The organism is Paenarthrobacter sp. NPDC089322, assembly GCF_040684895.1.
Classification (GTDB): domain Bacteria; phylum Actinomycetota; class Actinomycetes; order Actinomycetales; family Micrococcaceae; genus Arthrobacter.
Genome location: NZ_JBFBGW010000001.1, coordinates 320,639 through 341,750 on the forward strand (window position 1 = coordinate 320,639; position 21,112 = coordinate 341,750).

General features: G+C 63.6%; 17 protein-coding genes. 5 read left to right on the top strand and 12 right to left on the bottom strand.

Annotation, left to right across the window (positions count from 1 at the left end; genetic code table 11):
* Nucleotides 1-30: 30 nt before the first annotated feature.
* The 6 genes from AB0N65_RS01510 to AB0N65_RS01535 form a co-directional block, all read right to left on the bottom strand.
* A complete protein-coding gene (locus AB0N65_RS01510; protein ID WP_364156693.1) occupies nt 31-837 on the bottom strand; it encodes an enoyl-CoA hydratase in 807 nt (268 codons plus the stop codon).
* A 7-nt stretch (nt 838-844) separates the two neighbouring features.
* The gene (gene mmsB / locus AB0N65_RS01515) at nt 845-1,771 is read right to left on the bottom strand and encodes a 3-hydroxyisobutyrate dehydrogenase (RefSeq protein ID WP_364156696.1); all 927 of its coding nucleotides are present in this window, start codon (nt 1,769-1,771) and stop codon (nt 845-847) included.
* A 56-nt stretch (nt 1,772-1,827) separates the two neighbouring features.
* Nucleotides 1,828-2,886, bottom strand: coding sequence for an enoyl-CoA hydratase/isomerase family protein (locus AB0N65_RS01520; protein ID WP_364156699.1), 1,059 nt, complete (start codon nt 2,884-2,886; stop codon nt 1,828-1,830).
* On the bottom strand, nt 2,886-4,385 hold the full coding sequence (locus tag AB0N65_RS01525; protein WP_364156702.1) for a CoA-acylating methylmalonate-semialdehyde dehydrogenase: 1,500 nt from the start codon (nt 4,383-4,385) through the stop codon (nt 2,886-2,888). The genes AB0N65_RS01520 and AB0N65_RS01525 overlap by 1 nt, the downstream gene beginning before the upstream one ends.
* A gap of 181 nt (nt 4,386-4,566) precedes the next feature.
* Nucleotides 4,567-5,964, bottom strand: coding sequence for a deoxyribodipyrimidine photo-lyase (locus tag AB0N65_RS01530; RefSeq protein WP_364156705.1), 1,398 nt, complete (start codon nt 5,962-5,964; stop codon nt 4,567-4,569).
* An 88-nt stretch (nt 5,965-6,052) separates the two neighbouring features.
* Nucleotides 6,053-6,391 (bottom strand): hypothetical protein, encoded by a 339-nt coding sequence (locus AB0N65_RS01535; RefSeq protein WP_364156708.1) that lies wholly within the window; start codon nt 6,389-6,391, stop codon nt 6,053-6,055.
* A 253-nt stretch (nt 6,392-6,644) separates the two neighbouring features.
* On the opposite strand from AB0N65_RS01535, the gene AB0N65_RS01540 reads away from it, so the two are divergent.
* Nucleotides 6,645-8,798 (top strand): glycogen debranching N-terminal domain-containing protein, encoded by a 2,154-nt coding sequence (locus AB0N65_RS01540; protein WP_364156711.1) that lies wholly within the window; start codon nt 6,645-6,647, stop codon nt 8,796-8,798.
* 88 nt (nt 8,799-8,886) lie between these two features.
* On the opposite strand, the gene hxlA is transcribed toward AB0N65_RS01540, so the two are convergent.
* Complete coding sequence (hxlA, locus tag AB0N65_RS01545) at nt 8,887-9,510, bottom strand: 3-hexulose-6-phosphate synthase (RefSeq protein WP_364156714.1); 624 nt, start codon at nt 9,508-9,510, stop codon at nt 8,887-8,889.
* Between the two features lie 133 nt (nt 9,511-9,643).
* Nucleotides 9,644-10,240 (bottom strand): 6-phospho-3-hexuloisomerase, encoded by a 597-nt coding sequence (hxlB, locus tag AB0N65_RS01550; protein ID WP_364156717.1) that lies wholly within the window; start codon nt 10,238-10,240, stop codon nt 9,644-9,646.
* A 127-nt stretch (nt 10,241-10,367) separates the two neighbouring features.
* Between hxlB and AB0N65_RS01555 the strand changes: the two genes are divergently transcribed.
* Nucleotides 10,368-11,669 carry a LuxR C-terminal-related transcriptional regulator gene (locus tag AB0N65_RS01555; RefSeq protein ID WP_364156720.1) on the top strand — a complete coding sequence of 434 codons (1,302 nt, stop codon included), beginning with the start codon at nt 10,368-10,370 and terminating at the stop codon, nt 11,667-11,669.
* A 43-nt stretch (nt 11,670-11,712) separates the two neighbouring features.
* On the opposite strand, the gene AB0N65_RS01560 is transcribed toward AB0N65_RS01555, so the two are convergent.
* Both AB0N65_RS01560 and AB0N65_RS01565 read right to left on the bottom strand, forming a co-directional pair.
* Complete coding sequence (locus tag AB0N65_RS01560; protein ID WP_364156723.1) at nt 11,713-13,128, bottom strand: ferredoxin reductase; 1,416 nt, start codon at nt 13,126-13,128, stop codon at nt 11,713-11,715.
* Nucleotides 13,125-14,429 carry an aromatic ring-hydroxylating dioxygenase subunit alpha gene (locus tag AB0N65_RS01565; RefSeq protein WP_364156726.1) on the bottom strand — a complete coding sequence of 435 codons (1,305 nt, stop codon included), beginning with the start codon at nt 14,427-14,429 and terminating at the stop codon, nt 13,125-13,127. Before AB0N65_RS01565 ends, AB0N65_RS01560 begins: the two co-directional genes overlap by 4 nt.
* A gap of 167 nt (nt 14,430-14,596) precedes the next feature.
* Between AB0N65_RS01565 and AB0N65_RS01570 the strand changes: the two genes are divergently transcribed.
* On the top strand, nt 14,597-15,529 hold the full coding sequence (locus tag AB0N65_RS01570) for a LysR family transcriptional regulator (protein WP_364156728.1): 933 nt from the start codon (nt 14,597-14,599) through the stop codon (nt 15,527-15,529).
* Between the two features lie 128 nt (nt 15,530-15,657).
* Here the strand turns inward: AB0N65_RS01570 and pdxS are convergent, their stop codons facing one another.
* Both pdxS and AB0N65_RS01580 read right to left on the bottom strand, forming a co-directional pair.
* Entirely contained in the window at nt 15,658-16,572 is a 915-nt protein-coding gene (gene pdxS / locus AB0N65_RS01575) for a pyridoxal 5'-phosphate synthase lyase subunit PdxS (protein WP_364156731.1), read from the bottom strand.
* 167 nt (nt 16,573-16,739) lie between these two features.
* On the bottom strand, nt 16,740-17,420 hold the full coding sequence (locus tag AB0N65_RS01580) for a GntR family transcriptional regulator (RefSeq protein ID WP_364156734.1): 681 nt from the start codon (nt 17,418-17,420) through the stop codon (nt 16,740-16,742).
* 132 nt (nt 17,421-17,552) lie between these two features.
* Here AB0N65_RS01580 and purU point away from each other — a divergent pair, with 132 nt between their 5' ends.
* Together purU and AB0N65_RS01590 are read left to right on the top strand one after the other, a co-directional pair.
* Nucleotides 17,553-18,470 (top strand): formyltetrahydrofolate deformylase, encoded by a 918-nt coding sequence (purU, locus tag AB0N65_RS01585; protein WP_364156737.1) that lies wholly within the window; start codon nt 17,553-17,555, stop codon nt 18,468-18,470.
* Nucleotides 18,471-18,515: 45 nt separating this feature from the next.
* Complete coding sequence (locus AB0N65_RS01590; RefSeq protein ID WP_364156740.1) at nt 18,516-21,008, top strand: FAD-dependent oxidoreductase; 2,493 nt, start codon at nt 18,516-18,518, stop codon at nt 21,006-21,008.
* Nucleotides 21,009-21,112: the final 104 nt, after the last annotated feature.

The following is a 21,112-nucleotide window of genomic DNA, read 5'->3' on the forward strand; positions in this document are numbered from 1 at the left end:
CATATCCCCAGAACGAGAGTCCCTGCTGGGCTACCTGTGCTTGAACTCCGGCTGCCGCTTCTCCATGAAAGCGGCCATGCCTTCCTTCTGGTCCTCAGTAGCGAAGAGCGAATGGAAGACGCGACGCTCAAACACGACGCCTTGGGCCAGGCCCATTTCAAAGGCTGCGTTGACGGCTTCCTTGGCCACCATGGCTGCCGGCTTAGACTTGGAAGCTATCACCTCGGCGGCCTTGACTGCTTCGTCTATCACCTCAGCTGCGGGAACAACCCGGGAGACAAGGCCGGATCGTTCGGCTTCGTCGGCGTCCATGAACCGGCCGGTGAGCACCATGTCCATGGCCTTGGCTTTACCCACTGCCCGTGTCAACCGCTGCGATCCACCCATCCCCGGGATGACGCCGAGGTTGATCTCGGGTTGGCCGAACTTGGCGTTGTCCCCGGCAATAATGAAGTCTGCCATCATGGCCAGTTCGCAACCGCCGCCCAGGGCGAAGCCGGAAACCGCGGCAATGACAGGGATACGGAGACGGGTGAGATCCTCCCAACGCCTGAACCAATCCGCTGCGTACATATCCATGTAGGTGTTTGACGACATCTCCTCGATGTCGGCCCCGGCTGCGAAGGCCTTGGCGGATCCCGTAATGACCACGGCACCCACGTCAGGATCGGTATCCATTGAAGTGACGGCGGAGACGAGCTCGTTCATGAGCGCCGTGTTCAACGCATTCAGCGCCTCCGGCCGGTTCAAAGTCACCAAGCCAACACGGCCCCGGCGTTCCACCACAATGTTCTGGTACTGCTGCTCCAAACCCAGGTCCTCTTCCGTAGTCGTCATGCCCACCCTATGCCCCGGACTTGTCGCGGATTTCCGTGATGATGCCGGAAAAATCCCTTCCGGCGCCGTCCCCGGCAGCAAAAGCGTCGTAAATCCGGGACGCCAGCGGCCCCATTTCCGCGGCAACACCGGTGCTCTCCAGCGCGTTCACCGCCAAGCGCAGGTCCTTTGCCATCAAGGCCCCGGCGAATCCGGGTTGGTAGTCGCGATTGGCCGGGCTCGTAGGCACTGGGCCCGGTACAGGACAGTTGGTGGTGAGCGCCCAGCATTGGCCGGAGGCGTTGGACGCGACGTCGAACAAGGCCTGGTGCGTGAGCCCCAGCTTCTCGCCAAGGACAAATGCCTCTGCAACGGCAATCATGGACACACCCAGGATCATGTTGTTGCACACTTTGGCGGCCTGCCCCGCACCGTGGTCACCGCAGTGCACGATCCTCTTCCCCATGTGCTCCAGCAGGGACCGCACGGTTTCGAAATCCTCCGGCAAGGCACCCACCATGAATGTCAATGTCCCGGCCTCGGCACCCACAACGCCGCCGGACACAGGTGCATCCACGGAACGGTGACCTGCCTCAACGGCAAGAGCGGCAGCTTCCCGTGCCTCGTCAACGTTGATGGTGGAGCAGTCCAGGAAGAGCGTGTCAGGCGCGGCGACCGTGAGCAGCCCGGGGCCGTCCACGCCCCGGTAGGCATCCAGCACGTGCTTGCCGCTGGGCAGCATGGTCAAAACCACTGCCGCCCCTGCCACTGCTTCCGCAGCTGTGTCCGCCATCGGCACTCCGTGGGCCAGGGCCGCCTCGACGGCAGCGGGCACAGGGTCATAACCAACAACCTCGTGTCCGGCCTTGATCAAGTTGGCCGCCATGGGACCGCCCATATGGCCGAGGCCGAGGAAGGCAATGACTCCCGTTGCCGATGCTGCGTTCTCTGTCATGTCGTCTCCTTCGGTGCCCAACAAAACCAACTAACAACTGGCTGACAAACGGATGGTCAGTGGCCCGCGGCCAGGGCGGCTAGTCCCAGTTCACGGTCCTCAAGCGACGCAAAGTAGCCCTCGACGTCCGACTCGTGGACATCGGCGAGCGTCGCAGGCTTCCATTGCGGGTTCCGGTCCTTGTCCACCACCTGCGCCCTGATGCCTTCCCGGAAATCGGGCCCGGCCAGGCAGCGGAGCCCCACACGGTACTCCTGGTCCAAGGCTTCTTCCAAGGACAACCCGCGAACCCGCCTCAACGATTCCAAGGTGACCTTCACCGACGTCGGGGACTTCACCTCGATGGTGTCCGCAGCAGCTGCCGCCTCACCGCCGATTGCACGCAAACTCCGCACGATCTCCTCCGCGTCGTGGTGCGCGTAGGCGGCGTCGATCCACTGACGCTGCGCCGCGAGTGCCGAGTCCGGCGCGCCTTGGGCAAAACGCCCGACGGCGGCTTCCGCCGTCGAGCTTTCCAGCGCTTCAGCCAGCGCTGGGAGGCTATCGGACGGCACAAAGTAGTCCGCGAGCCCCAGGAAAAGGGCATCCGCGCCGGACAAATGCGCTCCCGTCAAGGCCGCGTGGGTTCCGGTTTCCCCTGGTGCGCGGGACAGCAGGAGGGTGCCGCCGACGTCGGGCACGAATCCGATGGTGGTTTCCGGCATTCCGGTGCGGGTCCGTTCTGTCACTACGCGCACGGAACCGTGAGCGGAAACGCCGACGCCACCGCCCAGCACCAGCCCGTCCATGAAGGCGACGTAGGGCTTGGGATACCTGGAAATCAGAGAGTTGAGCCGGTACTCGTCAGCCCAGAAGTCTGCCGTCCGGGAGCCCCCATGAAGCATGTCCTTGTAGATGGCCACGATGTCTCCGCCGGCACATAGGCCGCGGTCACCGGCCCCGCGCACCAGCACGGTGGCGATGGTGTCGTCATCAGCCCAGACAGCCAACTGCTGCAACATGGCTTTCACCATCGATGCATTGAGGGCGTTGACTGCCTGGGGCCGGTTGAGCGTCACCAGGCCCAAATGGCCGCGGCGCTCAAAAAGGACTTCTTCCGTCTCCGCAGCTCCCATCAGCTGCCCGCCGGCATGATGAAGCTGGCACCCTGGCGGATACCGGAGGGCCACCGCGACGTCACGGTCTTGGTCTTGGTGTAGAACCGGAACGCATCCGCACCGTGCTGGTTGAGGTCGCCGAAACCGGACGCCTTCCAGCCACCGAAGGTGTAGTACGCGATCGGCACCGGGATCGGCACGTTGATGCCCACCATCCCCACTTCAACGCGGCTGGCGAAGTCACGGGCGGAGTCGCCGTCGCGCGTGAAGATTGCGACGCCGTTCCCGAACTCATGTTCCGAGCAGAGCCTGAGCGCTTCGTCGTAGTCAGCTGCGCGCAGCACGCTGAGGACGGGACCGAAAATCTCTTCCTTGTAGATCTTCATGTCCTTGGTGACGTTGTCGAACAGTGTGGGGCCAACCCAGAATCCACCGTCGTAGCCCTCCACGGTGAGACCGCGGCCGTCGGTGACCAGTGTTGCGCCTTCCTCGACGCCTGACTGGATGTAACCCTCGATGCGTTCCTTGGCAGAGGCTGCGACTACAGGCCCGAAGTCGACGTCCTTGTCCATGCTGTGGCCGACGCGGAGTTCCTTGACCCGCTCCGTCAGCTTCGCCACGAGCGCGTCGGCGGTTTCCTGGCCGACCGGCACGGCGACAGAGATTGCCATGCACCGTTCACCGGCGGAACCGTAACCGGCACCGATCAGGGCGTCGGCAGCCATGTCCAGGTCGGCGTCAGGCATGATCACCATGTGGTTCTTGGCGCCGCCGAAACACTGGGCACGTTTGCCGTGCGCCGCTGCAGTGGCGTAGATGTATTGGGCGATCGGCGTGGAACCGACAAAGCCGATGGCCTTCACTCTCGGATCTTCGAGGAGCGCATCCACGGCTTCCTTGTCACCGTTGATGACGTTGAAGACACCATTGGGAACGCCCGCTTCGCTGTACAGCTCTGCAAGCCTTAGCGGCACGGACGGATCACGTTCGGAGGGCTTCAGGATGAAGGCGTTGCCCGCGGCGAGCGCCGGCCCGGACTTCCATAGCGGAATCATGGCGGGGAAGTTGAAGGGGGTGATGCCTGCAACGACACCCAGCGGTTGGCGCAGCGAATGGACGTCGATCCCCTGCCCGGCATTGTCCGAGAATTCGCCCTTAAGGAGGTGGGGTGCACCGGCGGAGAACTCAACAACTTCAATGCCGCGTTGGATGTCGCCTTTGGCATCGGCGAAGGTCTTGCCGTGCTCGGAGGACAGGAGCTTGGCGAGCTCGTCCATGTTCTCGTTGACCAGGTCCACGAACTTGAGCAGGATGCGTCCCCGGCGTTGCGGGTTCATGGCAGCCCATTCGAGCTGGCCCTTTTCGGCGTTCGCGACGGCGTTACGCACCTCGTCTGCGCTTGCCAACGGGAGCCGGGCCTGGACTTCGCCCGTGCAGGGATCATAGACATCGCTGAACCGGCCCGAAGTACCGTCGATCCTCTGGCCGTCTACGTAGTGGGAAAGCTCGCGCACCATGGTGGAATGCTCCTTTGCATCATGAATGACTGCCGTGCCGGTGGGTGGTGGAACACCGCTGGATCACGGCGGGACACGTGACCAACTGTGATCCAGGTCATCTCTGATCCCGAATATACTCGGACTTCCTACTAATTTCCAGAGGGGCCGGTTCAGCACCATCAAAGCGCCGGCCAAGCGCTCAGTGGACTTCTTTCAGTTCCCTGTACGCAGCCAACGCTTCCTGCCGCGTTGTCTTCAAGTCCACGATCTCCCCGGGGTAGTCCGGCGTGCCGAACTCCGGGATCCAGTGGGCGATGTACTTCCCTTGGGGGTCGAACTTGGTGCGCTGCGCTTCGGGGTTGAAAATCCTGAAGAACGGCGATGCATCCGCCCCGGAGCCCGCAACCCACTGCCAATTGGCAGGATTGGACGCCGGATCCGCGTCCACCAGCGTGTCCCAGAACCATTGCTCGCCCAGTTGCCAGTGGATGCCCAGGTTCTTCACCAGGAAGCTCGCTGCCACCATACGGACCCGGTTGTGCATCCACCCCGTGCGCCAGAGTTGCCGCTGCCCCGCGTCGACCATCGGGAACCCGGTGCGGCCCCGCTGCCAGGCGTGGAGTTCCTCAGCTGCGGATTGGTGGCCGGGATGCTTGCCGCCGGGTGCCTCAAGGGAAGCACCGGGCCAGGCCCACGGAAAACGGTCGAACTCGGATCGGAGGTTGGCCGTGGCGAGTTGCGGGTTGTGGAAGTACTGGTGCCAGCAAAACTCACGCCAGCCAAGCTCGGAAGCGAAAATCGCGGCACTCTCCGACCGCTTGGCTCCCATCGCGTGCCACACTTCGAACGGGCTCAGCTCGCCCCAGCGCAGATACGGGGACAACCCGCTGCTGCCGTCCACATCCGGTCGGTTGCGTCCCTCGTTGTAATGGGCAAGTCCGTTGTTCACGAACTCCTTCAAGCGCTTGTGGCCGGCAGCCGAACCCGGCGTCCACCTCTCTGCGAGCCCTCCGGACCAGTCAGGCTTGGTCGGCAGGAGGTGCCAGGAGTCCAATTCGTCGTAACGTGGCAGCTCCCCCGCAAACCCGTGTCCCCCGGCGGGAGCAGCCAGCGGCTCACGGAACCCCTCCGCGGAAACAGCGCGCCAGAACGGTGTGAAGACCTTGTATTGGCCGCCGGTCTTGGTGGTGACGTTCCACGGCTCATGGAGCAGGGACGCTTGAAAACTTGAAACATGCAGTCCGGCCTCGTGCGCCCACGCCTTGATCCCGGCGTCGACTGCCCTCTCGGCCGAGCCGTAGCGGCGGTTCCAGTACAACGCGCCGGCACCGACCGCCGTCGTGGTTTTCCGGACGACGTCCGAAGCGGGTCCGCGGCGGAGCAGCAACGGGATGCCCAATGCCGCGAGGTCCTCCCGCAACGCCACGAGCGAGTGGTGCAACCACCAGCGGGCAGCGCCACCGTGGGGCCGGATCCCCGGCGACTCTTCATCCAGGACGTAGAGGGCCACCGCGGCGCCGTCGTCCACGGCTGCGCGCAAAGCAGGGTTGTCGCCAACACGGAGATCGTCCCGGAACCACACAATGGACGGCTTCACTACTTACCCACTTCCGAGTCTGTATAGAGCTAATGCCCTTAGGAAGGCATCTTAAGGGCATTAGCTGGACAGAAACTCAGGATCCGGATCAGGCGGGCGAAGGTACCTGGTCCTCGTCGGTCTCAGGGATCATGGGAACCACAGCTTCTTCGGTCCACATGGGCACGTTGTTGACCACGTAGTCCCTCGCGGCGTCGCCCACCATGTTCATGCCCGGATAAATCCGCTGGCCGTGATCCTTGCGGGGGCGCAAGCCTTCAAGTTCCAAGGCGGTGCGGAACGCGGAATCGGGAATGGGGACTTTTCGCCCCAGGACGCACCAACTGATGTAAAGGCCGTACAAGGTGTCAAAGTCGAGGCCCTTCTCGGTGTCCTCGTCGAACATCACGCAGTCGCTAAGAAATTTGCTGATTTGGGTGTCGGTCATTGTCAGAGGCCTCCGGCCATCTAATAGGGCCGCCGGTCTGCATCAGCGAGTACTGCTTCTCTCACTATAGACCCCTATCGCTTGGACGCTCGGGTGAGGAAGGTGAACAGTGGGTTGCAGTTCGTCCCATCGGCACCGGGGGTTACAGCGTCCGGGCGGGCCATAGGTTCCGGGCGCCGCAAGGTCTGGCGCCCGCTACCCCTCCGGCGTAGCGTCGACTACATCCATGCTGACGCCGTTAAAGGAGCATCAAGTGGCTGGATGGAATGCTGATACGGCAGCGGGCCCCCTCGGCTCAGGAACGATCACCCTGGTGGAAGGTTCGTCGTTCTGCATCTCCGCCCCCAACGGGGATATCCGGCCGGAATTGCCCCACGGAGTGTTCCACCTGGACACACGGATCCTCTCCCGGTGGCAACTGACCATCAACGACCAACCACTCGAAGCGCTGGCGGCCGAGACCAAGGAACCGTACCGCGCCCTCTTCGCCTGCCGGGTACCCCGCTCTGATGGATATGCGGACAGCCCGTTGGTGGTGGAGCGGGTACGCGAAGTGGGCGCCGGGATCCTGGAGGAGATCACGGTGCGGAACTACTCCAAGCAGCCGGCCGCCTGCCGCATCACGCTGACCGTCGAGGCTGATTTCGCCGATCTTTTTGAAGTCAAGGAAGCCCGTATCACCCGCGAGTGGAAGGAAACCCGGCGTCTGGAGGGTGATTCCCTGGAAATCCGCGGGCAATGGGAGGGCGTCCGAAAGAGCGTGGTCATCCGGGCTGAAGGCGCAGGCGTGGGAGCCAAGGCCCTCGGTTTCAAGATCACCATCCCTCCTGCCGGCCAGTGGAGTACACGGGTCAGCGTCGTGCCAACCTTGGACGGGTCCGTCATACCGTTCGCGCACCCCGCACGCGGGGAAATGTCTCCGAGCGATCGGCGCCGCCAGGAGTGGGTGGCCAAGATCCCGGTCCTGCAAATGGGCAACAGAAGCATCGAACGCACCATCCGGCGCAGTTACGAGGACCTCGGAGCCCTGCGCATCCAGGACCCCGACCACCCGGACAGGGTTGTGGTTGCTGCCGGCGCGCCATGGTTCATGACGCTGTTTGGCCGCGACTCGCTGTGGGCCTCGGAAATGGCGTTGCCTGTGGATCCTTCCCTCGCCCTGGGTACGCTCCGGACGTTGGCGGACCGGCAGGGCACCACCGTAGACATCGACACGGAAGAGGAACCCGGCAAGATCCTGCACGAGGTCAGGCTCGATGTCGGCAGCGGCCGGGCGCTGGGTGGAAAATCGGCATACTACGGCAGCGTGGATGCCACTCCGCTCTTTGTCATGGTGCTGGGTTCCGTGAGCCGGTGGGGTTTCTCCAAGGACACCATCACCGCCCTCCTGCCGAACGCCGACCGGGCCCTGGACTGGATCCGCGACTACGGCGACAGGGACGGCGATGGTTTCGTCGAGTACGCCCGGCTGAACGAGCACGGCCTCGTCAACCAGGGGTGGAAGGACTCTTGGGACGGTATCAACTTCGCGGACGGGACCATTGCGGAACCGCCGCTCGCGCTCTCCGAGGTCCAGGCCTACGTGCACGGCGCCTACATGGCGCGGGCCTGGATAGCTTACGACGACGGCGACATCGCCTTGGCGTCCGAACTGCGGGAACGCGCCGATCGCCTGAAGCAGCGGTTCAATGAGGAGTTTTGGCTGCCGGACAAGGGCTACTTCGCCGTGGCGTTGGACGCAGACAAGCGTCCCGTGGACGCGTGCGCCTCCAACATGGGCCATTGCCTGTGGTTCGACTTGATTGACGTGGACAAGGTGCCGTCCGTTGTGGAGCATCTGATGTCGCCCAAGATGTTCAGCGGCTGGGGCGTGCGGACACTAGCGAGCGACATGGGGGCTTACAACCCGGCGAGCTATCACAACGGATCGGTGTGGCCGCATGACAACGCCCTGATCATGTCCGGGCTCCTCCGTTACGGGTACATCGAGGAAGCCCAGCGCATCGGCACGGCGTTGCTGGAAGCAGCCGAATACTCCGGCGGCCGGCTGCCCGAACTCTTCTGCGGCTTTGATCGCGACAAGTTCACCGAGCCCGTCCCCTACCCCGCTGCGTGCTCGCCGCAGGCGTGGGCTGCCACCACCCCCATCCACGTGCTCACCAGCCTGATGCGCTACGACACACACCTGTCCCTCGGCGGGATCTGGCTGGATCCAGTATTGCCGCCGTCCTTTGGCGACCTCCACATCACTAATGCCCCCATGGGCAGTTCACGGGTCACGATCGACGTCTCGGGTACTGATTCCCAGGTCAGCGGTGTCCCGGAAGGAATCACGGTGCATCGCAGGCAACGGCCCTACATCACCCAACTGGTGGAACAGGCCCTGTTGAAGAAACCGGACGGGTAGCCGGTTCAAGCCTTGGTAACCGCTGAAGGCAGCAGGGCAGGCGCCGGGATTCCGGCGCCTGCCCTGGACTCTTGATTTACCGGGAGAGCTACTGGATAGCTGCCTTCAGTTCCTTCGCGGCGACCTCCGGGTCGGCTGCGCTGTAGATGGCGCTTCCGGCCACGGCGACGTCGGCGCCGGCAAGCTGCACGGCCTCAATCGTGGAGGAGTTGACACCACCGGCAACGGAGAACGGCACACGGGCCTGCTCACCGGCGTTAAGGAGGCCACGCAGGTCGAAGCCCGGCTTGGCCTGCTCGTCCAGGCCAGCGTGGAACTCAACGAACTTGGCACCGAGGGCACGGGCTTCCTTGGCACGGGTGACCTTGTCTTCCACGCCGATCAAGTCCACCACGATGCCCTTGTTGTGGGCCTGCGCGGCCTTGACGGCACCAGCAATGGTGGAATCGTCTGCCGTTCCCAGCACGGAGACGAGGTCAGCGCCGGCCTTGAACGCGATGTCGGCTTCAAGTTCACCGGCGTCCATGGTCTTCATGTCGGCGAAGACGATCTTGGTGGGGTGTGCTTCCTTGATCGCAGTCACAGCGGACAGGCCCTCGGCCTTGATGAGCGGCGTGCCCAACTCGATGATGTCCACGTGCTCGGCGACCTTGCCGGCCAGGTCCAAAGCTGCCTCAACGGTGAGGAGGTCCAGTGCAACCTGCAGTTTCATGTGTTTCTCTTTCTTTCGGGGTGTGGGGTGGTGCTTTCAGGTGTGGTGGGTTTGGTTCCGCGCAGCCCAACTAGGTCGCATTTGTGCGCGTTTTGAGGGCTCAAAACGTGCTTAACTGCGACCCAGTTGGGGGTTACTCGAGGTTGGCGTGGCGCAGCCAGAGCTGCTCCGCGGGTTCATCGGTGGCGTCCCAGAGGGTCTGGAACACGGTCTCGGTGGCCAGGAACAGCGACTGCTCAAAGAGGCTTCCCGAATACTGGCGGGTGATCGCGGATCCATGGTCGGTTTTCCGTGCAGCCGGGATGGTCACTACGGCGTGGGCCAAACCGGCCAGCGGCGAGTCGGGGTCCGTCGTGATGGCGGCTACTTCCGCTCCCGCGGCCAGCGCGGTCTGCGCGGCTTTGACCACGCCCGACGTAGTTCCTGAGCCCGACGCAACCAGCAGGAGGTCGCCCGAGGTGATGGCCGGCGTCGTGGTGTCACCTGCAACATGGACCGTCAACCCAAGGTGCATGAGGCGCATGGCAGCCATCCGCAGCACCAGCCCGCTCCTGCCGGCTCCTGCCAGGAAGACCCGCTGGGCGCCCTGGATCTTGTGGGCCAGAACGGCAAGTTCGCGGACGTCGATTTTGTTGCTGGTCTCCAGGATCTCGCCCTGGATGAGGGTCAGGTTGAGTGCCGCCTGATCCGTGGCTTCATCCAGGGACACCTTCGTCGCTATGACGCTCATCTTGCTCCCTTCATTGGTGGCTTCGTGCTGCCTGTAACCAGTCTGAACGGGGGAAAGGGTGGGCAATACGCTGAAAAAGAACGGTTATACCTACCCTTTTGGGTAGTTCGGCAGGTATGGTCTTCTCATGACCGCGTCAGCTGCCACCCTTGCACCCACCCTGCCTTGGCAACTTCTGGAGCACATCTCCGACGTGGCGCAGGCGCCATTGGTGGGAATCGCTGCCACCCTCCGCACTGCGATCACTCCTTTCATCCGTTCCAGTGCGCTGGTCATCTTCACGGAAGACTGCACAGGCCGGCCACAGAAGAAGGCCGGTGACGAGGGCATTATCGGACGGGTCACGATTGCGGAACTGGAACATCTGCGAACTGAAGTGGGAAACGATCAGCCATGGACCGGCCAGGCCCGGATCGGCGGCATGGAAAGGGATGTCCTGGCCCTGAAGTACGCGCAGAGCGGTGCACTCCTGGTACTCACGGATCCAGTTCCGGCACCCACGCGCCCCGAGGGATCGGAGGACAGCGGACCGCTCCGCATTGTGTCGTATCTGTGGCGGCTCGCTGCAGGCCGCATCCAGGAGAAGGTATCCGACGCGCCGCCGTCGTATCTCCTGGAGTCGCGCGCCGCATCTGCGGAGCGCATCCGCGTGACCGCGGAACTGGTGGATCAACACTCCACCACGTTGGAAACAGTGCTCGCCGCCCTGCGGTCGAGCGCCTTGGACGATCACGCTGCACGGGCAGCAGTTACTGACATGACGGCGAAAGCACTGGTGGGGCTGCGTACGCTCAACGACCGCACCAGCGATCTGGCCGAGGAACCCGTCACCACCGCTTTCGGGCGCTTGCGCGAGGACCTCCGTCCACTGATGCGCTTCAGCAACATCGACACCCAGTTTATTGAACCTCCTGCCAACGGCAGGGCGTTGCCTGGAGAAGTTGCCCATGCTGCCAGGGCGGTGGTGCGTGGCCTGCTGCTCGCCATCGCGGAGCAGCCGGATGTGGGCCGCATTCGCGTGCAGTGGGACTGCGACGGGGAGAACCTGCTCATCAATGTTCGCGACGACGGCCGCGGGGAACTCAGCCCTGAGGCTCCGACCATCGACCGGCTGCAGCAAAGGGTGCAGGCAGTGGACGGCAGGATGAGCATCGACGTCATGCAGGGGTGGGGCGCGGACATCTCGGTGGTCCTGCCCTTGGACCCACCCGCAACGCCGGCAAAGGATGTAGCCGCTTGGGGCCTGGCGCAGCGTGAGCTGGAGGTACTGGAGTTGCTGGCTTCAGGCCACCGGAACCGTTCCATCGCTGCGGCTATGAACATCAGCGAGAACACGGTCAAGTTCCATGTACGGAACCTCTTCAAAAAATTGGACGTCAGATCCCGCACTGAGGCCATAGCCATGGCCCACAGTGCGGGATTCCGGTAGTCGCTGCCTCGTGCCGGGGGTTGGCCGGAGCAGTTGGAAACAGCTACGCGTCGATTACAAGGTCGGTCTGCGCGGTGGAGCAGCACGGCAGGAACTTGCCGGCATCGATTTCTCTTTTCCGGATTCCGCCTTGGTGGTTCATGTCCACGTCGCCGGACAGCTTGACCACCTTGCAGGAACCACACATCCCTTCCTTGCAGTTGGCGCCGATCCTGACGCCGGCGCGCTGGGCCACCTCAAGGATGTGCTCGCTGGGATCGATCCGCACGTTGATACCGGTCTTCAGGAAAGACATGGTGAGGCTGCCGGTTCCCACGGTGTCGAAGCTCGAGGCATCCGGGGCGGAGGCTTCCGCTCCTGACTCCGAACCGCCGTCGGGAATCTCCGAAGCTGCCACCTCCGGGTCCACCGCTTCGAGCGGCAGGCCCGATGCCTCCAGGGTTCCGTCAGCATCGTACCCGGGCTCGTACAGCCCGAACGCGGCCGGCTGGCTCTCGTAGTAATCCTCCGCGGAGTCGGCGATCTCCTCCGCGATTTCCTCCGCAATATCGGCTGCGAGGGCGAGCTCGGCCTGGTATTCGAGGAGCGTCTGGCGGTCTCCTGTGAAGAATTCCATGTAGATGGACGTGTCATCGACGCCCACCTTCTTCAGGAGTTCGGTGGCAGTGTTCAGGTAACCCTCAGGGCCGCAGGCATACACCTGGCGGCCGTTGGCATCGGGGGCTACCTCGTTGAGCATGTCCGCCGTGAGCCTTCCGCGGAACCCTTCCCAGTCCTCGGCAGTGCCGCGGTCGCCCAGGGAGTAGTGGACCTTGATGCGCGAATCCACGGAAGCGATGTAGGCCAGTTCGCGGTGGAACGCGAAGCCTCCCGCTTCCGCGCCGTGGTAAAGCACCACAACATCGGCGTGTCCCGGCAGGGAATGGATGGTCCGCACCATGGACATGATGGGCGTGATGCCCGCTCCGGCTGCGAGCAACAGGTAGCGTGCACGGCGGTCGGCGTCGGGCAGGTGGAACGCACCCACCGGTCCGAGCATCTCCAGGACGGTACCAGGCTTGATGTTCTCATGCACCCACGGCGACACCAGGCCGCCGGCGTCGCGCTTGACGCTGATGCTGAAAGTCCACGGCTCGGTGGGCGAACTGGACAGCGAGTAGCTGCGGTCCACAGGTTCGTGGTCATCGCCGTTCACCGGAAACGCGACGTTGACGTACTGGCCCGCGCGGAACGCCAAGGGCGCACCATCGCAGCGGCGGAAGACGAACGTCATGAGGCCGCCTGCCTCCGGAACAGTCTCGACGCACTCGGCTGCGAACTCCTGCGGATGCCATGGGCCCAGTGCACGGGCGGCACGGGCGGGGGCGTCGCTGCTGCCCATGACCCTGTTCCACGGCATCTCAAGGCCGCGGATCCGCTGAGGCTCCTGTTTTACCGTCTCGGTGAGGAGTTCCGTCATGCCAAGTGCTCCTGGACGCGCTGTACGTACCAGTTGATGAAGGCCTCAACCTGGTATTCACTCTTCATGTACGGGCCGGGTTCGTAGGCGGGGCTGCCTGCACCCGTCTGGCACAGCTCAACGAACGCCTTGTCCTGCAGGTTGGTCTGCTTCCAGGTGTAGGTGAGCTTGTCCAAGTCGTAGTCGACACCTTCCACGGCGTCGTCGGCAACCAGCCAGGTGGTGCGGACCAGGGACTGGTGTTCATTGATGGGAAAGACGCCGAAGGTAATGACGTGGTCGCCCAGGAAGTGGAACCAGCTGTTGGGCTGGAGGTGCATCGAGCAGCGTCCCAGGCGGAAGTCGGGCAGGTCGCCGAGCAGCTTCTTGGAAAGCCGGCGACCGTCGGCCGAGAATGATTCGCCTTCGCCGTCGAGGGATTCACGGGAGATGCGGATACCGGCAATGCGGGTGTCCAGCTCTTCCACTACCTCATAGGGCAGGCCGTAGCGGCGGCAACGCTCTTCGAGGGAGGACTGGGCTTCCTTGTTCCGGTCCCACACTTCCTCAAGGTGCGCGGGGATCAGGCCCTCAGTCAGGCCCCAGGTGGGGAAGAGCGAGCAGGCGAGCTCCGGGTGGCCGTCACAGTGGTAGCACTCACGGTTGTTCTCCATGACGAGCTTCCAGTTGCCCTCTTCGATGATGTTCTGCTGGTAAGCGATCTTCGTCTTGGACAGATCGTGGGGCGCCAGGTAGGGCTCGAAGATTTTGGAGGTCTCGTCAAAGTCCGTGGGAGGTTCGTCAGCGATGCAGACGAAGATGAGTCCGGCAACTTCGCGGCTGTGGGCGCGCTTGAGGGCGAAGCAGTTCTTGTCGAACTTGGCTTCGCCGGGAGCGGAGGCGTGGATCAGGTTGCCCTCGGGAGAATAGGTCCAGGAGTGGTAGCCGCACACCAGGTTCCCCGTGGAACCCGTGGCTTCAGTCAGGACGCGGGCACCACGGTGGCGGCACACGTTGTGCAGAACGTTGATGCCACCGTCGTCGTTGCGCAACACGATCAGGGAGTAGGGGCCGTAGTCGACCGTGATGTAGTCGCCCGGCTCCGGCAGCTCGGCAACGCTTCCGGCAAAGATCCAGTGCTGGCCGAAGATGGCTTCCATGTCGATCTTGAAGATCGTGGGGTCCGTGTAAAACGGAGCATCGAGGGAGTATCCCTTACGGCGGAACTCGAACAGCGCGGTGATTTCCGCCAACTGCTCCGCGGGCAGGGACGATGCGAGTTTTCCGCGGGTGTTGAGGGGCACGTTCACTTGAGCAGTCATGGGTTTCCTCCCGGGAGGCTGGGTAAGTAGGCAATTCGTGGTGCCGTAAGTGCGTCGTCGCATCGGCATTTTCGAAGTCTTCGTAGTAAGAGATTAGGGACGAATGACCTGCAACAAAAGCGCAATATTTAGGAGATAACCGTGCACTATCTGTGCATGATTGATTCATGATCGATCCACGGCTCCACACCCTTCGCGTCTTTGCCCGCTGCGGCACCGTGGGGGCTACTGCCGAACTCACGGGATACTCGCCCTCAGCAGTCTCCGCACAGCTGCGGGAGCTCCAGCGCGTCCTCGGAATGCAGCTCCTGACAAAGGACGGCCGCGGGGTGCGCCTTACTGCCACGGGCCGCTTCTTGGTGGCAGGCTCGGACACCTTGGTTGCCGATTGGGAAAGCCTCCGCGCCGCTGCCATGGCGGCCGGCGACCAGGTACAGTCCCGCTTCGGACTCGGTGGATTCTCGACGGCGGCAGCCCAGTTGCTGGCGCCGCTCGCCGCAACGTTGCGCTCGACGCGGCCGCTGTTGGAAGTCCAGGTACTCGAGGCGGACCCGTCACGTTGCTTCGACCTGCTGGTGGCCGAACGGATCGACTTGGCGGTGATCGTCGCCATGCAGTCCGATACCTACGGGGAGGACGACCCGCGCTTCGAGCAAACGTTCCTGCTGGACGATCCCTTGGACGTCATCATTCCGGGCGACCATCCGTTGGCCTCCCGGGAAGCAGTCACCCTGGAAGAACTGGCATCGGAGCCGTGGATCACCGAAACCGCCGGCTCCACGTACCACTCGCTGTTTACCGCTGCGTTCACCGCAGTGGGAGTTACGCCGCGGATAGCCCATGAGGCCGTCGAATGGGAGACCCAGATCGCTTTCGTCGGGGCGGGGCTCGGCGTCGGCCTGCTGCCACGCCTGGCACCCCTGCACAGCGCCGAGAACGTAGTTCGCCTCCGGATCACGGGCAAGGGCAAGCCGGCCCGCCGGATTGTGGCCGCGGTGCGAAGGGGAAGCATGGGGTCGCCCCTGATCAAGGAATCCTTGGAGATCCTCCAGGGCACGGCACAACGAATCCTCACCACACGCCTGCAAAACGAGAGCTGAACAGGCGTGCGCTTACCAGGCTGTAGGTGCTACAGCCACACTTGGCGCCCCGGGCCGCGCCAAAATAGCGGCAGCGCGATGGCGGGGAATATCACGCAGAGGATCAGTGGCCGCCGGGCGACCACACCTCACCAGCCGCGTTCTGCGAGGCGGTGGGGTTCGGGGATTTCGTCGACGTTGATGCCGACCATGGCTTCACCGAGGCCGCGGGAGACCTTCGCGATGACATCCGGGTCGTCGTGGAACGTGGTGGCCTTCACGACGGCGGCGGCGCGCTGGGCGGGGTTGCCGGACTTGAAGATGCCGGAACCGACAAAGACGCCGTCGGCGCCGAGCTGCATCATCATCGCAGCATCGGCCGGGGTGGCGATGCCACCGGCGGTGAACAGCACCACCGGGAGCTTGCCCGTCGCGGCGACTTCCTTGACCAGTTCGTACGGCGCCTGTAGTTCCTTCGCGGCGACGTACAGCTCGTCCTCCGGGAGGGAGGAGAGCTTGGCGATCTCGGCACGGATCTTGCGCATGTGCCCGGTCGCGTTGGACACGTCCCCGGTGCCGGCCTCGCCCTTGGAGCGGATCATCGCAGCACCTTCGTTGATGCGCCGCAACGCCTCACCAAGGTTGGTGGCACCACACACGAACGGGACGGTGAAGTTCCACTTGTCGATGTGGTTGATGTAATCGGCCGGGGTCAGGACCTCGGACTCGTCGATGTAGTCCACTCCGAGGGACTGCAGGACCTGGGCTTCGACGAAGTGGCCGATGCGGGCCTTGGCCATCACGGGGATGGACACGGCGGCGATGATCGACTCGATCATGTCCGGATCGGACATGCGGGACACGCCGCCTTGGGCGCGGATATCGGCAGGTACGCGTTCGAGGGCCATGACGGCGACGGCACCGGCGTCCTCGGCGATGCGGGCCTGCTCGACGTTGACGACGTCCATGATGACGCCGCCCTTGAGCATCTCAGCCATGCCCCGCTTAACACGGCCGGTACCCGTCAGCGCTATATGTTCGAAAGGGAGTTGCCTAAAAGCCACCTGATACTCCAAAATCTTGATGCCCGCGATTGCATCGCAAGCGTCCGGACACTCCCGCCAGGCGCAGAACCGGCGACGTCTGATATCCGGCTGATATATTAGTTAGAAGTTCAGTATGCAATCCACCCGTCAGGCAGTCAACCGCCCCGAGTATGCGTCAAGCGGCACTAGGCTGCAAACAATGCCTCACGCACCGCCTGCTCAAAGCCGCTGACATGGACGCGGGCCAGCTCGGCTGCCTTATCCTCATCGCCGTCAATGACCGCTTGGAGGAGGTCCACATGCTCATGGACGTGGTGTTCCAAGTTGGGGAGGCGGTCCAGCACCATGCACCAGATGCGGGTGGCAAGGTTGTCGTAACGGATCAGGACATCCTCCAGGTGCGGGTTGGCTGCCGCGGCGTAGATGCCCTGATGCACGCTGGCATCAAGCTTCAGGGTCTCCACTACAGTTGCAGCCTTGAGGTCGAAGGCTTCGACTTCACGCACTATCCGGCGAAGGCGATCCCTGTGGGCCGGCGTGGCAACGCGGGCCGCCCGGGCAGCAGCCACGGGCTCCAGCTGCACCCTGATCTCGGAGATGAAAGCAAGGTCCGTCACTTCCACGCGGGTGGCAAAGGTGCCCCGCCGCGGGTAGGTCACCACCAGGCGATCCAGCTCCAGCCGCTTCAGGGCCTCCCGCACCGGCGTGCGCCCGATGCCAAGCTCCTTTGCCAGCTGGTCGTCGTTAAGGAGGTCGCCCGGCTTGATGTCCAGCGTCAGGAGCCGGTCGCGAACGCTTTCGTAAGCGATCTCTGCCAGCGATTTCCTGCCTGCGTCTTCTACAGTCGCCAAGGTTTCAATTGCCATAGTGCCGAGCTCCTCCCACAGTTCCAAAAAACCTATTGACCTCGTTCCAAGGTCCAGTATACGCTGAATCCAATCCTAATATATCAGTACGTAACCCAGGAATATATCTAGGGAATCATCTAAGGAGGACATATGACCCTCGTGGCTTCAGACTCACACCTCAGCACGCTTCCGGCGGAGCGCGGGCAGCTCAAGGACGAGCAAGCCCAGAAGTTCGTACTCACATTGTCGTGTGTCGAACAGCCCGGGATCGTGCATGCGGTCACCACTTTCCTGTTCGAGCGCGGTTTCAACATCGAAGAGCACCAGCAGTTCGATGACAGCCTGCGCCAGACACTTCACCTGCGCACTGCGTTCTCCGGTCCGCAGAGCTACTCGCCGGAACAGCTTGAAGAAGAGTTCCGCTCCATCGCGGAGCGCTTCGACATGAAGTTCAGCTTCTACGACCAGACCAAACAGCGCGTCCTGGTGATGGTCTCCAAGTTCGGCCACTGCCTGAACGACCTCATCTTCCGCTGGCGCGGAGGCAGCCTTGGCGGCGAACTGGTGGCTGTGGTGTCCAACCACGAAACCCACCGCGCCATGGCCGAAGCTGCGGGCCTGCCCTTCATCCACATCCCGGTGACCCCGGAAACCAAGGCCGAAGCGGAACAAAGGCTCCTGGAACTGGTTGACGAGTACCAGGCGGACCTTGTGGTCCTCGCCCGCTACATGCAGGTCCTCTCCGATGACCTCTGCCGCAAGCTGGAAGGCCGCGCGATCAACATCCACCACTCCTTCCTCCCCGGCTTCAAGGGGGCCCGCCCCTACCACCAGGCCTACGACCGCGGCGTCAAGCAAGTAGGCGCGACGGCACACTACGTCACGGCGGACCTGGACGAGGGTCCGATCATCGAACAGGAAGTCATCCGGGTGGACCATAGCTATGGTCCCACGGCACTTTCCACCGTTGGTCAGGACGCAGAAGCCCTCGCGCTGTCCCGCGCCGTCCGCTGGCACTGCGAACACCGCGTACTGCTGGACCAGACCAGCACGGTCGTCTTCCGCTAACCAGCCCGCCCACAGCCACCCCGAACTTCAGCAGGAGAAACTTTCATGGCATCGACGCCCCGCATTGTCATCATCGGAGCCGGCATCGTCGGCACCAACCTCGCCGACGAACTCGTCCAACGCGGCTGGAACAACATCACCGTCCTGGACCAGGGTCCGCTCAACATGCCCGGCGGCTCCACGTCGCACGCCCCCGGCCTGGTGTTCCAGACCAACCCGTCCAAGTCCATGGCTCTCTTTGCCAAGTACACAGTGGAGAAGCTCCTGTCCCTGACTGAGGACGGCCAGAGCTGCTTCAACCAGGTGGGCGGCCTGGAAGTCGCCACCACGGAGACCCGCCTTGCGGACCTCAAGCGCAAGCTCGGCTACGCACAGTCGTGGGGCATCGACGGCAAGATCCTTTCCCGCGAGGAATGCAAGGAGCTCTACCCGCTCATCAACGAAGAAGAGATCCTGGGCGGCCTCCACGTTCCGTCGGACGGCCTTGCCCTTGCTGCCCGCGCCGTCCAGCTGCTCATCAAGCGCACGGAAGCCGCCGGCGTGAAGTACCTCGGCAACACGGAAGTGACCGGCATTGAACAGTCCGGCCACCGCGTCACGGGCGTCCAGACCGCCGACGGCGTAATCCCGGCAGACATCGTCGTCTCCTGTGCAGGCTTCTGGGGCGCCAAGATCGGCGAGATGATCGGCATGGCCGTTCCACTGCTCCCGCTGGCCCACCAGTACGTCAAGACCACCCCGGTTCCCGCCCAGAAGGGCAAGAACGAGCTGCCCAACGGTGCACAGCTGCCGATCCTCCGCCACCAGGACCAGGACCTCTACTACCGCGAGCACGGCGAGCGCTACGGCATCGGTTCTTACGCGCACAAGCCCATGCCCGTGGACCTGGACGAACTCGGCAAGTACGCCCCGGAAAGCATCAGCGAGCACAACATGCCGTCCCGCCTCGACTTCACGCTCGAGGACTTCCTGCCGGCGTGGGAAGCCACCAAGCAGATCCTTCCGGCCCTGCGCGAAAGCGAAATCGAAGACGGCTTCAACGGCATCTTCTCCTTTACTCCCGACGGCGGCTCCCTGGTGGGCGAGTCCAAGGAACTGGACGGCTTCTACGTGGCAGAGGCCGTGTGGGTCACCCACTCGGCAGGCATCGCCCGCGCTGTTGCCGAGGTACTGGTTGACGGCAAGTCGCAGATCGACTTGGGCGACTGCGACATCCATCGCTTCGAGGAAGTCCAGCTCACCCCCGAGTACGTCAGCGAAACCTCGCAGCAGAACTTCGTGGAGATCTACGATGTCCTGCACCCGCTGCAGCCCAAGCTTTCCCCGCGCAACCTTCGCGTCAGCCCGTTCCACGCCCGCCACAAGCAACTGGGTGGCTACTTCCTGGAAGGTGCCGGCTGGGAGCGTCCTTACTGGTTCGAGGCCAACGCCGAACTCCTGAAGGAGATGCCGGACGAGTGGCAGCCGCCGGCCCGTGACGCCTGGTCCGGGATGTTCAGCTCCCCGATCGCCGCAGCTGAAGCGTGGAAGACCCGCACGGCAGTGGCCATGTACGACATGACGCCGCTCAAGCGCCTGGAAGTTTCCGGCCCCGGCGCCCTGAAGCTGCTCCAGGAACTCACCACCGGTGATCTGGCCAAGAAGCCGGGCGCGGTCACCTACACGCTCCTGCTGGACCACGCAGGCGGCATCCGGAGCGACATCACCGTTGCGCGCCTGGACGAGAACACCTTCCAGCTCGGCGCCAACGGCAACATCGACACCGCCTACCTCGAGCGTGCCGCACGGCAGCAGACCGCAAACGGCGGAGCTGAGGACTGGGTCCAGGTCCGCGACACCACCGGCGGGACCTGCTGCATCGGTCTCTGGGGCCCCCTGGCCCGTGACCTGGTCAGCACTGTCAGCAGCGACGATTTCAGCAATGACGGACTCAAGTACTTCCGCGCCAAGGACGTTGTGATCGGTGGCGTGCCTGTCACGGCCATGCGCCTGTCCTACGTTGGCGAACTCGGCTGGGAGCTCTACACGAGCGCGGACAACGGCCAGCGCCTGTGGGACGCACTGTGGAAGGCAGGCCAGCCGTTCGGCGTCATCGCCGCCGGCCGCGCCGCGTTCAGCTCCCTGCGTCTTGAAAAGGGCTACCGCTCCTGGGGCACGGACATGACCACGGAGCACGACCCCTTCGAAGCCGGCCTCGGCTTCGCAGTCAAGATGGCCAAGGAGAACTTTGTCGGCAAGGCAGCCCTGGAGGGCCGCAGCGAAGAAAGCTCCGCGCGGCGCCTGCGCTGCTTGACGGTCGACGACGGTCGCAGCCTCGTGCTGGGCAAGGAACCGGTGTTCTACAAGAACCAGCCGGTGGGTTACGTCACCAGCGCGGCGTTCGGCTACACGGTTCGCAAGCCGATCGCGTACGCCTACCTCCCGTCCGCAGTGTCCTTGGGTGATTCGGTGGAGATCGAATACTTCGGCCGCCGAATCCAGGCGACCGTCACCGAGGATCCGCTGTACGACCCGACCATGAGCCGGCTCCGGGGCTAGTCCCCTGCCGCACCCGCGGCTTCCAAGACACGCGGCCCGGACCCCCTTTCCCTCGCAACCGGGTCCGGGCCGTTGTCTTTCCCTTATCTTTCTCCAGCCCAGGA